The sequence below is a fragment of the Tabrizicola sp. genome, from assembly GCF_016793705.1.
GTDB lineage: Bacteria > Pseudomonadota > Alphaproteobacteria > Rhodobacterales > Rhodobacteraceae > Tabrizicola.
Genome location: NZ_JAEULO010000050.1, coordinates 1 through 13099, shown reverse-complemented (window position 1 = coordinate 13099; position 13099 = coordinate 1). Strand labels below are relative to the sequence as shown.

The 13099-nt window shown below is 66.3% G+C and carries 9 protein-coding genes and 1 tRNA gene; 6 read left to right on the top strand and 4 right to left on the bottom strand.

All coding sequences use genetic code 11. The annotated features are described in order from the left end of the window. The coding region (locus tag JNJ68_RS13830) for a hydantoinase/oxoprolinase family protein (RefSeq protein WP_294982969.1) at positions 1-895 on the top strand (895 nt) is incomplete at its 5' end. After that, a complete protein-coding gene (locus JNJ68_RS13825) occupies positions 892-2577 on the top strand; it encodes a hydantoinase B/oxoprolinase family protein (protein ID WP_294982968.1) in 1686 nt (561 codons plus the stop codon). The genes JNJ68_RS13830 and JNJ68_RS13825, both read left to right, overlap by 4 nt. 15 nt (positions 2578-2592) lie before the next feature. Here JNJ68_RS13825 and JNJ68_RS13820 read toward each other — a convergent pair whose 3' ends face one another. The 3 genes from JNJ68_RS13820 to JNJ68_RS13810 are packed head-to-tail and all read right to left on the bottom strand — an operon-like array spanning position 2593 to position 7757. Then, positions 2593-5916 carry an efflux RND transporter permease subunit gene (locus JNJ68_RS13820; RefSeq protein WP_294982967.1) on the bottom strand — a complete coding sequence of 1108 codons (3324 nt, stop codon included), beginning with the start codon at positions 5914-5916 and terminating at the stop codon, positions 2593-2595. 12 nt (positions 5917-5928) lie between these two features. After that, positions 5929-7104: an efflux RND transporter periplasmic adaptor subunit gene (locus JNJ68_RS13815; RefSeq protein WP_294982966.1), complete on the bottom strand. Its 1176-nt coding sequence runs from the start codon at positions 7102-7104 to the stop codon at positions 5929-5931. Between the two features lie 5 nt (positions 7105-7109). Then, positions 7110-7757, bottom strand: a complete 648-nt coding sequence (locus tag JNJ68_RS13810) for a TetR/AcrR family transcriptional regulator (RefSeq protein ID WP_294982965.1) — start codon at positions 7755-7757, stop codon at positions 7110-7112. A 127-nt stretch (positions 7758-7884) separates the two neighbouring features. Between JNJ68_RS13810 and tgt the strand changes: the two genes are divergently transcribed. The 4 genes from tgt to JNJ68_RS13790 all read left to right on the top strand — a co-directional run bounded on the left by tgt (position 7885) and on the right by JNJ68_RS13790 (position 12254). Continuing rightward, complete coding sequence (gene tgt, locus JNJ68_RS13805) at positions 7885-9015, top strand: tRNA guanosine(34) transglycosylase Tgt (RefSeq protein ID WP_294982964.1); 1131 nt, start codon at positions 7885-7887, stop codon at positions 9013-9015. 174 nt (positions 9016-9189) lie between these two features. Then, on the top strand, positions 9190-11592 hold the full coding sequence (lon, locus tag JNJ68_RS13800; protein ID WP_294982963.1) for an endopeptidase La: 2403 nt from the start codon (positions 9190-9192) through the stop codon (positions 11590-11592). A gap of 181 nt (positions 11593-11773) precedes the next feature. Then, positions 11774-12166, top strand: coding sequence for an HU family DNA-binding protein (locus JNJ68_RS13795; protein ID WP_294982962.1), 393 nt, complete (start codon positions 11774-11776; stop codon positions 12164-12166). A gap of 13 nt (positions 12167-12179) precedes the next feature. Next, a tRNA-Val gene (locus tag JNJ68_RS13790) sits at positions 12180-12254 on the top strand. A gap of 138 nt (positions 12255-12392) precedes the next feature. Here JNJ68_RS13790 and JNJ68_RS13785 read toward each other — a convergent pair. Next, on the bottom strand, positions 12393-13099 hold a 707-nt coding region (locus JNJ68_RS13785; RefSeq protein WP_294982961.1), incomplete at its 5' end, for a M23 family metallopeptidase.

Sequence of the window (13099 nt, the reverse complement as noted above, 5' to 3'; positions counted from 1 at the left end):
CGCCAGTCGGTTCGGGCAGGCGGCAGGGGCTGCGCATGAGGCGATGCGGAGCCAGATCGCCGCGCCGCTGGGCCTGTCGGTCGAAGCGGCGGCGGCGGCGGTGATCCGCATCGCCAACACCCATATGGCCGGGGCGATCCGCATGGTCAGCATTTCCATGGGGGCCGATCCGCGCGACTTTGCGCTCTTTGCTTTCGGTGGGGCCGGACCGCTGCACGCGGTGGCCCTGGCGAAAGAGCTGAACGTTCCCAAGGTGTTGATCCCCGCCCGGCCCGGCATCACCAACGCGCTCGGCTGCGTGGTGGCCGACCTGCGGCACGACTTCGTGCGCACGCTGAACCGCCCGCTGGATGCGGTGGACATGGCGGATGTTCATGGGGTTCTGGCCGGGCAGGAGGCCGAAGGGCGGCGGTTGGTCGGGCTGGAAAGGATCGCGCTGACAGCGATCCGGGCGGAGTATTCGGCGGACATGCAGTTCGTCGGCCAGACCCATTTGCTGCGCGTGGCCCTACCCTCGGCCACCCCCGGCCACGAGGAGTTGCAGCGGCTGTTCGAGGCGGCCTATCATGCCCGGTTCCGGGTCGACCTGCCGACGATCCGGGCCAATCTGGTAAACCTGAACGTCTCGGTGATCGGCGAACGCCCGGCGCTGGACCTATCGCGGCTGATCGAGCCTTCGGGGCGGAAGGAAGCTGCCGAACCCTCGGCGACCCGCAAGGTCTGGTTCGACGGCTGGCAGGATACGCCGGTCTATTGGCGGGACCGTCTTCCGTTGAAGATTGGCCTGCAAGGCCCTGCGATCATTGAGCAAATGGATACGACGATCGTCGTCGACACGGGCGCGAAAGTGACCTCCGACGCCGATGGCAACCTGGTGATCGAGGTTGACAAATGATTGATCCCGTCACCCTCGCGGTCATCCAGGCGGGATTGCAGCAGGTCTGCGACGAGATGGACCTGACCTTCTCCCGCGCGGCCTTCTCTCCCGTGATTGCTGAGGCCGACGACCGGTCGGACGGTATCTACTCCGCGACCGACGGCAGCCTGATCGCACAGGGGTCGAAAGGGTTGCCGGTCTTCGTCGGCGTCATGCAGTTCTCCACCCGCACCATCCTGGAACGGATCGCGGCGGGACTGACCGCGCCACCGGAGCAGGGTGACATCTATATCGTCAACGATCCGTATCTGGGCGGCACGCATCTGATGGATGTGCGCTTCGCCATGCCGGTCTGGCGGGCGGGGGGAATCTTCTGCTGGCTGTCGAACACCGGGCACTGGCCGGATACCGGAGGGGCGGTGCCGGGGGGGTTTTCGGCCAGCGCGATCAGTGCCGAGCAGGAGGGGCTGCGGCTGCCGCCGGTGAAGCTGTTCAAGAAGGGCGTACTGGACCAGGAGATCTACCAGATCATCTGTTCCAATATTCGCGTTTCAGAACAACGAATTGGCGATGTGAAGGCGCAAGCCTCGGCGCTCTTGGTCGGGGCGGAGCGGCTGGGGGCGCTGCTGGATCGCTACGGCGACGCGACCGTGACCGAGGCCATCGCCGAGATGCGGCGGCTGGCGGCAAAGCAGATGCGGGCGATGATCGGGCTGATCCCGGACGGGACCTTTCGTGCCACCGCAATCATTGACAGCGACGGGGTGGTGAATGTGCCGCTGACCATCGCGCTTGAACTGAAGCGAGAGGGCGAGGGGCTGGTCTTCGATTTCGCCGGGTCGTCGAAGCCCTGCATGGGGCCGATGAACTCGGTCCGGGCGACGACGCTGTCGGCGGTCTATCTGGCGATGCGGCATGTCTTCCCGGAGGTGCCGATCTCGGCCGGGGCGTTCGAGCCATTGCAAGTCATGGGCATCGAAGGGACTTTCCTGGATGCGCACTACCCGCGCCCCGTCTCTGGCTGCGCGGCGGAGGTGAGTCAGCGGATCGCCGAGGCGGTCTTCGCGGCGCTGGTGCAGGCGGTGCCGGACCATGTGACGGCGGCCCCGGCAGGGACCTCGGGCAATTTCGGGTTGGGGGGGTACGACCCGGAGAAGGGGCGGGATTATGTGATGTACCAGATTTCGGGTGGGGGCTATGGCGGGTTCGCGGCGGGCGACGGGATTGCGAACGGTTGTTCGACCATCGGCATCTCCAAGGCGCCGCCGGTCGAGATTATGGAACAGAATTTCCCTGTGATCTACAGGCGTTACGCGCTGCACGAAGGGTCAGGCGGGGCGGGGCGGAATCGGGGCGGGCTGGGGCTGGACTACGAGATCGAGCTTCTGCGCGGTGAGGCGCGGGCGTCGTTCGTGATGGACCATGGTCGTATCGGGCCGCAGGGGGCGCTGGGTGGAAGCGACGGGGCGGTGAACCGGGTGGAGGTGATCCGGGGCGGTGAAGTGCTTGTGCCGGAACATCTTTCCAAGGCGCAGGACATCGCGTTGAAGCCCGGGGACCGGGTGCGGGTGCGCACTCCCGGCGGGGGCGGCTACGGGCCGCCGCAGGAGCGCGACCCGGTGCTGGTGGCCGAGGATGTGCGGCTGGGGCGGTACACGGCAGAGGAAGCCCGGCGCCTTTGGCCGGGGTGGTTGGGCTAGCTCCGGCAGCGATTGCTACTCTGCCGCGTGGGGCTTCGGAGTGCGGCGCACGAGCGCTTCTTCCAGAACCGAGATCCGGCCCTGCAGCAGCGCCACGTCGACCTGGTTGCGCTCGATGGTCCCGGCCAGGACCAGAGGGTCGGGCGCCATGGGCTCTACTTCCTTCTTGCCCAGGAAGCGGCCCAGGACCCAGGAGAAGAAGCGCGAGAGATCGTCCATCACCAGATACATCGACGGCACGACGACAAGGCTAAGAACGGTCGAGACAATGATCCCGCCCATCACCGCGATGGCCATCGGCGCGCGGAAGGCACCGCCCTCGCCGACGCCGAGCGCCGAGGGCAGCATTCCGGCGGACATGGCGATGGAGGTCATCACGATCGGCCTTGCGCGCTTGTGGCCGGCCTCGACCACGGCCTCGATCCGCTTCATGCCGCGCGCCCGCATCTCGATGGCGAAGTCGATCAGAAGGATCGCGTTCTTCGCCACGATCCCCATCAGCATCAGGATGCCGATCAGCACCGGCATGGAGAGCGGGTTCTGCGTGACGATCAAGGCCGTTGCCACGCCGCCGACCGAAAGGAGCAGCGAGAAGATGATGGTCACGGGTTGCAGGACCGAGTGGAAGAGGAGGATCAGCACGAACATCATCAGAAGGACGCCCAGGATCATCGCGTTCTGGAAACTGCCCAGCAGCTCGGCCTGCACCTCGGCATCGCCGGAGGGCGTGACCTTGACACTGGCGGGCAGGTTCAGCCCCGGCAGGAGTTCCTGGAAGCGGGCCGTGGCCTGGTCCAGCACGAAGCCTGGCGCGATGTCGGCGCCAAGCGTGGCGACGCGCAGCCGGTTCAGCCGCTTCACGACCGAGGGGCCCTCCGAGACCTCCACCGTTGCAACCGCGGAAAGCGGCACGGGACCGGCGGAAGTCATCACCTTCAGGGCCGAAATCCGGGCGAGATTGTCGCGCGAGGCTTCGTCGAGCTGAACCCGGATCGGGACCAGGCGGTTGTCGATGGAGAGCTTGCCAAGCGCTGCCGAGACGTCGCCGATGGTGGCGACGCGCACCACCGAGGCGATCTGCTGCACGGTAACGCCCAGACGTGCGGCCTCGTCCGCCTTGGGGGTGATCTGGATTTCCGGCCGGGGCAGGGCGGCCTCGGTCGAGGTGTTGAGGAACATCGGTTCCTCGCGCAGCGCCTCTTCGATCTTCCGGATCGCGAGCGTCAGGTCCGACTCGTCATCCGACAGGATGTCATAGCTGAAGGGACGCGCGCCGCCGCCCATGGTCGCGGCCTTGAAGGCGCGCAGGTCGGGGACGGTCTGCAACGCGCGGAAGACATCCGCCTCGATCTCGACCTGGGGCCGGAGGCGACCTTCGGAGGGAATCTCGGGGATCAGCCCGCCCACGACGGGAAGCGCGCGGCCGAGGTCAATGAGCTTGCGCTCCAGCCCGTTGTCCAGCCGGTCGAGGATGATGGTGAAGGTGGCGCGGCGGATGTCGCGGTCGCCCAAGGGGGTGGAGCCGCCGATGACAAGCACGGATTTCACCCCGTCGATGTCCACGATGGCCTCGCGCATCGCGTCGGTGGTGGCGGCAGTGTCGTCGAGGGTGGAGCCGGGCGGCAGTTCGACCGAGACGACGATGCGGCTTTCGTCTTCCGGCGGGAAGAGGGAGCCGGGGACCTGGAGCATGGCGATGACCGAGACAATCACCACGCCGACGGCGACGATGAGGGTTATGTAATAGGTCGGCAGCGCGATCCTGGGGTGTTTCCTCCAGCGCCGGACCCTGGTGGTGGATTTCACCAGCCAGAGATACCCGCGCATGAATGCGCCATCCCTTTGGCCTTCATGGCCGACCGCGTCCTTGGCGCGCATGAAATAGGCGGCCATCATCGGGGTGATCAGGCGCGCGACGAGGAGCGAGAAGAGCACGGCGATGGCCACGGTCAGGCCGAACTGGCGGAAATACTGGCCGGGTATGCCGGGCATGAAGCTGACCGGCACGAAGACCGCGACGATGGTGAAGGTGGTGGCGATGACGGCGAGGCCGATCTCGTCCGCCGCCTCGATGGCCGCGCGGTAGGGGGTCTTGCCCATGCGGATGTGGCGGGCGATGTTCTCGATTTCCACGATGGCATCGTCGACCAGGATGCCGGTCGCCAGCGTGAGCGCGAGGAAGCTGACCAGGTTCAAGGAAAAGCCGAGCTGCGACATGACCCAGAAGGTCGGAATGGCGGAAAGGGGCAGCGCGACGGCGGAGATGAGCGTGGCGCGCCAGTTGCGCAGGAAGGCGAGCACCACGAGCACGGCCAGAAGCGCGCCTTCGAGAAGCGTGTGGATGGCGGATTCGTAGTTGCCATAGGTGTAGAAGACGGAATCGTCGACCATGGTGATGCCGACGTTCGGGTGCTGGGCGCGCAGCTCCTCGACCACCTGGTTGGTCACTTCTGCGACCGAGACCTCGGAGGCGCCCTTGGAGCGGAAGACCAGGAAGCTGACGCTTTGCTCGCCGTCGATCCGGGCGAAGCTTTTCAGCTCCTCATAGCTGTCGATCACTTGGCCGAGGTCGGTCAGCTTGACGAAACGGCCCGAGGGGAGCGCGATGGTCGTGTTGGCCAGGCTTTCCACGGTGCCGCTGTCGCCAAGCGTGCGGATCGCCTGTTCGCCGCTGCCGAGCCTGATCTTGCCCGCGCCGAGGTTGGTGTTGGTGGCGGCGATCTGGGCGCTGATCGCCTGAGCGGTGACGCCGTAGCTGTCGAGCTTGACCGGGTCGAGTTCCACCCGGATTTCCCGGTCGGCGCCGCCGACGCGGGTGACGCGGCCGATGCCGGGCTTGCCCTGCAGGGCGCGGGTCACGGTGTCGTCGACGAACCAGCTGATCTCTTCCATCGTCATGTCGGGGGCATGGACGGCGAAGGTCATGATCGCCTGACCTTCCACGTCGATGCGGGTGACGATGGGGGATTCGATTCCGCCCGGCAGGTCGCCGCGGATCTGGTCGACGGCATCCTTCACGTCCTGCACCGCCTTGTCGGTCGGCACTTCCATGCGGAATTCGATGACGGTGGTGGAGAGCCCGTCGGTGACGGTGGAAGTCACGCGCTTGGCGCCGGTCAGGCCCGCGACGGCATCTTCGATTTCCTTCGTCACCTGGCTTTCCATCTCCGCAGGCGCCGCGCCGGACTGGGCGACGGAGACGGCGACGAGAGGGACGTCGATGTTCGGGAAGCGGGTGATCGGCAGGCTGTTGAAGGCCTGCCAGCCGAGGACGAGGAACAGGAAGAAGGCCAGAAGCGGCGCGACGGGGTTGCGGATCGACCAGGCGGAGAAGTTCATGCGCAGGCCCCCTCAGTTCGTTGCTGCGGGGACCGGGTTGATCCGATCGCCTTCGCGGACGAAGGCCCCGGCCTTGGTCACGACGCTGTCGCCTGCGGTAAGGCCCTCGGTGATCTCGACCAGGCCGCCGTCGCGGATGCCGGTCCTGACCGCGACCCGCTCGACCAGCCCGTCGCGCACCCGCATCACGGTGCTGCCCTCGGGCGAGGAGCCGATGGCGGTAACGGGGACGGCAAGACCGTCGCGTTCGGCGGCAATGATCTCGGCCTCGACGAACATGCCGGTGCGCAGCGTATCGCTGGCCTCATCGACGCTGATCCGGGCGCGGCCAAGGCGGGTGACGGGGTCGATGGCGGGTTCGACAAGACGCACGGTGCCTTCCAGCGCATCGGTCATGCCGACGGACCGCAGATGCGCCTTTTCACCGGGGGCGAGGCGCAGGAGGTCGGTCTCGGCCACGTCGGCGCGCAATTCCAGCGCGGCGTCGCGGGTGATGACGAACATCGGTTGCCCGGCGGCGGTGGCGATGGCGCCGATCTTTGCGTTGCGGGCGACGATCCTGCCGGCAACCGGGGCCTTCACTTCGGTGCGGGAGAGCATGAGGTCGACGTTCTCCAGCCGCGCCTCGGCCAGCGCCAGTTGCGCGTGGGCGGATTCCAGCCCTTGCGTCGCGACGGAGACCCGCGCGTTGGCGGCGATGGCATTGGCATTGGCGGTGTCCCAGGTGGCCTGCGGGGCGGTGCCGCTTTCGCGGAGCTTCGTCGTCCGTTCCACAACGCGGGCGGCTTCTGCGGCGGCGGCCTCGGCCTCGACGCGCTGGGCTTCGGCCTGGGCGATGGTGGCACGGGCGGCGGCCAACGAGGCGACGGCTTCGGTCTTCTGCAGTTCCAGCGTGGTCTTGGACAGGACGGCGAGCACCTGGCCTTCCGTCACCATGTCGCCAACGTCGACAAGCAGCCGGTCAAGCGGCTGGCCTTCGACGAGGGGGGCGACCTGTACCTCCTCGACTGCGGCGATCAGGCCCGAGGCGATGATCCGGTCTGTCAGCTTGCGGGGGGTGACTTCGGACACGGTGATTGCGGGCAGGGTTGCGGCTGGCGCGCTTTCGGCAGCGACGGCCTCTTGCGCCCGCGCCGGCAAAACGAGAGCAAGGGCGAGGAGGGCGGCAAGAGCAAGGGTCGGGCGCATCGGTCTCAGCCTTCTGCTTTGTCGTTGGAAATTTCGGAAAGGACGCGGTCGAGTACCGCCACCACCTGCGCAGAAAGCGCGGGGCTGGCGGGGCCGCACTGGCAGGTGCGCATGGCCATGGCCTTGACCAGCATCACCAGCATCTGCGCCTGGCCTTCATAGCGCTGCCGCGCCTCGGCCTCGCTGCGGCGGGTGACACCGGCGAAGATCGCGATGAGGAAGGCGATGATCGTGCCTTCCATCATGCCGGCAGCTTCGCGGATTTCCGGCTTGCGGATGGCGGCGGCGGTGATTTCGGCCCAGAGCTGGCCGTCTGCCTCTTCCTTCCCGTCGAAATGGCCGATGATATGCTCGCGCAAGCAGAGCATCGGGTCTGCGGCGTTCTGGACATCGGCGAATTCGGCCTGGATCTCGGACAGGTCATAGCCGCACATCGCCTTCACGATCTCGGACTTCGAGGGGAAGTAGCGGTAGAAGTTGCCGACGCTCATCCCGGCGGCACGGGCGAGGTCCTGCATCGAGGCGCCGTCGAAACCCTTCTCGGCAAAAGCCTGACGGATCGAGGCGAGGATTTCGTGGCTGCGCGCATCGGCGGTGGCGGCGGGATGGGGGGCGAGTGACATGGGTCGGCCGGAGTGGGAATGAACGTTCATTCACGGCAAATATAGAAGTTGCCGCAAAGGTCAAGCGTCATTACGGGTCGAAGGGCGGGCTGGATGACCCCGGCTTCACTTTTCACGCGATCTGGCCCAAAGGAGCGGCAGGCAAGGGGGCGCGGGCATGGCGATGGGCATCGGTTTCAGGATTTCGGCGACGGATGGCGCGGCGCGGACCGGGGTGATCTCCACCCCGCGGGGAGAGATTCGCACCCCCGCCTTCATGCCGGTGGGGACGGCGGGGACGGTCAAGGCGATGCTGCCTGAAAGCGTTGCGGCGACGGGGGCCGACATCCTTCTGGGCAACACCTACCACCTGATGCTGCGGCCGACGGCAGAGCGGGTGGCGGCGCTGGGGGGGCTGCATCGGTTCATGAACTGGGAAAAGCCGATCCTGACCGATAGCGGCGGGTTCCAGGTCATGTCGCTGGGGCCTTTGCGGAAGCTGACCGAGGAGGGGGTGCGGTTCTCCTCGCATCTCGACGGGTCGAAGCACATGCTGACGCCGGAGCGGAGCATGGAGATCCAGCGGCTCCTGGGGTCGGACATCGTGATGTGTTTCGACGAATGCCCTGCGTTGCCCGCCGACGAGGCTACGGTGGCCAAGTCGATGCGCCTGTCGATGCGCTGGGCCGAGAGGTCGCGCGACGCCTTCGGCGACCGGCCGGGCCATGCGCTTTTCGGGATCATGCAAGGTGGCGTCACGCGGGAGCTGCGCGAGGAATCGGCCGAGTCGCTGAAGCGGATCGGTTTCGACGGCTATGCCGTGGGCGGGCTTGCGGTGGGCGAGGGGCAGGAGGCGATGTTCTCGGTCCTCGACTATGCGCCGGGGTTCCTGCCGGAGGATCGCCCGCGCTATCTGATGGGGGTGGGCAAGCCCGATGACATCGTGGGCGCGGTGGAGCGCGGCATCGACATGATGGATTGCGTGCTGCCCTCGCGCTCGGGGCGGACGGGCCAGGCCTGGACGGCACGGGGGCAGGTGAACCTGAGGAACGCTCGCCACAAGAATGACCTCCGGCCGTTGGAGGAGGGGTGCCAATGCCCCGCCTGCCGCAGCTACTCCCGCGCCTACCTGCACCATGTGGTGAAGGCGGACGAGATCATCGGCAGCATGCTGCTGACCTGGCATAACCTGCATTATTACCAGCTGCTGATGCACGGGCTGCGGGAGGCGATCGCGGCGGGGGGGCTTGCGGCGTTCGTGGTGGGGTTCCATGCAAAGCGGGCCGAGGGGGATGTGGAGCCTGTCTGACAAAGGCCACCCTTTCCCACCTTGCACCCGGTTACGCAGAGGTTCATTCTGGCGAACCAAGCCGGAACTTGAATCCCCTGCCCGGGGACCACAAGTTAACGAACATGAAGGCGGAGCGGGCAGGGTTGCCGATGGTCGGGACCATGCCAAGCTGCCGCGAACGAAGGTAGACATATGAGCACCCAAAGCTATCCGGTCCTGCCGCTGCGCGACATCGTGGTGTTTCCCCACATGATCGTGCCGCTCTTCGTCGGGCGCGAGAAATCGGTCCGCGCACTGGAAGAGGTGATGCAGGACGACAAGCAGATCCTTCTCAGCTCGCAGAAGGACCCCACCGCAGACGACCCGGACGCCGATGGGATCTTCCGCACCGGCGTGCTGGCCAATGTGCTGCAACTCCTGAAACTGCCCGACGGCACCGTGAAGGTGCTGGTCGAGGGCAAGGCGCGGGTGAAGATCACCGGCTTCATCGAAAACCCGGCCTTCTTCGAGGCGACGGCGGAATTGCTGCCCGAGACCGAGGGCGACCAGACCGCCGTCGAGGCGCTGGTGCGCGCGGTGGGCGAGGAGTTCGAACGCTATTCCAAGGTCAAGAAGAACATCCCCGAGGAGGCGCTTGCCGCCGTCTCGGACACCCGCGAACCGGCGCGGCTGGCCGACCTGGTGGCGGGCCACCTGGGCGTGGACGTGGCGCAGAAGCAGGCGATCCTGGAGACGCTGGACGTCGCCGAGCGGCTGGAGAAGGTCTATGGCCACATGCAGGGCGAGCTTTCCGTCCTTCAGGTCGAGAAGAAGATCAAGAGTCGCGTGAAGACGCAGATGGAGAAGACCCAGCGCGAATACTATCTGAACGAGCAGATGAAGGCCATTCAGAAGGAGCTGGGCGACGGCGAGGAAGGCCAGAACGAGGTCGCCGAGCTGGAGGCCCGCATCGCCAAGACCGCGCTGTCGAAAGAGGCGCGCGAGAAGGCGGATGCCGAGCTGAAGAAGCTGAAGTCGATGTCGCCGATGTCGGCGGAAGCGACGGTGGTGCGGAACTATCTCGACTGGCTCCTCGGCGTGCCGTGGGGCGTGAAGTCGCGTCTGAAGAAAGATCTGGGCGCCGCGCAGAAGGTGCTGGACACCGACCACTTCGGGCTGGAGAAGGTCAAGGAGCGGATTGTCGAATACCTGGCGGTGCAGGCACGGTCGACCAAGCTGAAAGGCCCGATCCTGTGCCTCGTTGGCCCTCCGGGCGTGGGCAAGACATCGCTGGGGCGGTCGGTCGCGAAAGCCACGGGGCGTGAGTTCATCCGCATCTCGCTGGGGGGCGTGCGTGACGAATCCGAAATCCGCGGCCACCGGCGGACCTATATCGGGTCAATGCCCGGCAAGATCATCCAGTCGCTGAAGAAGGCCAAGACCACCAACCCGCTGATCCTTCTGGATGAGATCGACAAGATGGGGCAGGACTTCCGCGGCGATCCGGCTTCGGCTCTGCTCGAGGTGCTGGACCCCGAACAGAACGGCACCTTCGTGGACCACTATCTTGAGGTGGAATACGACCTGTCGAACGTCATGTTCATCACCACGGCCAACAGCTACAACATGCCGGGGCCGCTGATGGACCGGATGGAGATCATTTCTCTGGCCGGCTACACCGAGGATGAAAAGCGCGAGATCGCCAAGCAGCACCTGTTGCAGAAGCAGGTCACCGCGAACGGCCTGAAGAAGGGTGAGTTCGAGGTCTCGGACGAAGCGCTGACCCATGTCATCCGCTATTACACCCGCGAGGCGGGCGTGCGGAACCTTGAGCGCGAGATTGCCAAGCTGGCGCGCAAGGCGGTGACCGACATCCTTAAGAAGAAGACCAAATCGGTGAAGGTGGACCCGGCGAAGGCCGAGGAATACCTGGGCGTGCAGCGCCACCGCTTCGGTCTGGCCGAGAAGGAAGATCAGGTGGGCGTGGTCACCGGGCTGGCCTGGACCAGCGTCGGCGGCGATCTGTTGCAGATCGAGGCGCTGAAGCTGCCGGGCAAGGGCCGGATGAAGACCACGGGCAAGCTGGGCGATGTGATGAAGGAGTCGATCGAGGCGGCTTCGTCCTATGTCCGTTCGGTTTCTCCGCAGATCGGGGTCAAGCCGCCGAAGTTCGAGACGATGGACATTCACGTTCACGTCCCCGACGGCGCCACGCCGAAAGACGGCCCCTCGGCCGGTCTGGCAATGGTGACGGCGATCGTCTCGGTCCTGACGGGCATTCCGGTGCGCAAGGATATCGCGATGACCGGCGAGGTGACGCTGCGCGGCAACGCGAGCGCCATCGGCGGTCTGAAGGAAAAGCTGCTGGCCGCGCTGCGGGGCGGGATCAAGACCGTCTTCATCCCCGAGGAAAACGCCAAGGATCTGGCGGAAATCCCCGAGAATGTGAAGGCGGGCCTGACGATCATCCCCGTGACCCATGTGCGCGAGGTTCTGGCCCAGGCGCTGGTGCGTCAGCCGGTGGCGGTGGAATGGGACGAGGCGGCGGAAGAAGCGGCCGCCGCGGCCCGTGCGGCTGCGTCCGGGCAGGCCGGACCGGCGGCCACCGCGCACTAAGCGTTGCGCAGGAAAAACTTATCGAAGGCGCGCCTCCGGGCGCGCCTTTTTGCTTTGGGGCGGGGGCCGGGTGGTGATTTCCTGCGCACAACCGCGTGGGGCAGGGAAACTTCGTGTGGTAGTTGTGGATTTGTTTCCATCGGCGGGATAGTGTTGGCACAGCCTGAAAGAGGACCACATCATGACCGATGAAACCAAGACCCCCGCCGCCAAGAAGCCCCGCGCGACGCCGGCCAAAGCCAAGGCTGCCGGTGCCGAAGGCGCGGCCGAGGGTGCTGCTGCCGGTGCGGGCGGCGTGAAGCTGAAAGACCTGATCGCGCGCGTGGCCGAAGCCACCGGCGCCAAGAAACCGCAGGTCCGCAACATCGTCGAAGCGACGCTGAAGGAAATCAGCGGCGCGCTGGACAAGGGCGAAGTCATGCTTCTGCCGGGTCTGGGCAAGCTGCGCGTCAGCCGCACGCGCGAGTTCGAAAAGGGCGGTTCGGTGGTTTCGCTGAAGATGCGCCGGGGTGCCGGCAAGCCGGGCAAAAATACCGACGGTGAACCCCTTGCAGAGGTCGGGGAAGCCAGCTAATAACCCCGCCAACGGGCGATTAGCTCAGCGGTAGAGCGCTTCGTTCACATCGAAGATGTCAGCGGTTCAAATCCGTTATCGCCCACCATTATCGCATTGAAAAGCCTCGGGGAAACCCGGGGCTTTTCCTTTTGCGGGGTGCGGGCCGGGCGGATTGCGGCGGCAGAAATGGCAACGCCGCCGGACATCTCCGGCGGCGTCCTTCCGTTCCCGTCAGGGCGTCAGATCACTGCAGGTAGGGCATCGGATCGACGCTGTCCACGCCGCGCCGCACCTCGAAATGCAGGAAGGCCGGATCGGCCGAGCGCACCACTGCAATCGCCTGACCGCGGGTCACCGTGGCACCCTTGGCCACCTTCAGTTGATCCACCCCGGCATAGACCGTCAAGAGGTTGTCGGCGTGCCGGATCACCACGATGGGCGTGCCGTTGGTGTCCTTGGTCACCGCGGCGACGGTGCCGGCATCGGCGGCCTTCACGGCGGTTCCGGCGGCGGCGGCAATGTCGATCCCGTCGTTCTTGCCCTTCTGGTAGCTGCGGATGATCTTGCCCGAAACCGGCATCACCATCTTGGTCGCGGTCGCCCCGGTGCGCTGGCTGCCCATCTCGGGCGAGGCGGGGGTTTCCTTGGGCTTCTGCGCGGCGGGGGCGGTTTTCTCATCCGGCAGCGGCTTTGATGCCGAGGGCGGCGTCGGCGTCGGGCTGCCGGCCCCGGGCGTGGTGTCCACCGGCGCGGGCGGCGGGGCCGAGGACGAGGTCGGGATGATCAGATACTGCCCCTCGCGCACCGCCATGTCGGCGCCCAGCCCGTTCCAGTCGGCCAGCGCCTTGGCCGAGACATTGTAGGCCCGTGCGATGGTAAAGGCGGTCTCGCCGCGCTGCACCTTGTGGCGGATCGGCTCGGCCCCCGCGCTGGGGGCCTGCGCGGCTGGTG

Coding starts and splice junctions, on each gene's coding strand:
- JNJ68_RS13825 (WP_294982968.1), top strand. CDS start 892: ATGATTGATCCCGTCACCCTCGCGGTCATCCAGGCGGGATTGCAGCAG.
- JNJ68_RS13820 (WP_294982967.1), bottom strand. CDS start 5,916: ATGAACTTCTCCGCCTGGTCGATCCGCAACCCCGTCGCGCCGCTTCTG.
- JNJ68_RS13815 (WP_294982966.1), bottom strand. CDS start 7,104: ATGCGCCCGACCCTTGCTCTTGCCGCCCTCCTCGCCCTTGCTCTCGTT.
- JNJ68_RS13810 (WP_294982965.1), bottom strand. CDS start 7,757: ATGAACGTTCATTCCCACTCCGGCCGACCCATGTCACTCGCCCCCCAT.
- tgt (WP_294982964.1), top strand. CDS start 7,885: ATGGCGATGGGCATCGGTTTCAGGATTTCGGCGACGGATGGCGCGGCG.
- lon (WP_294982963.1), top strand. CDS start 9,190: ATGAGCACCCAAAGCTATCCGGTCCTGCCGCTGCGCGACATCGTGGTG.
- JNJ68_RS13795 (WP_294982962.1), top strand. CDS start 11,774: ATGACCGATGAAACCAAGACCCCCGCCGCCAAGAAGCCCCGCGCGACG.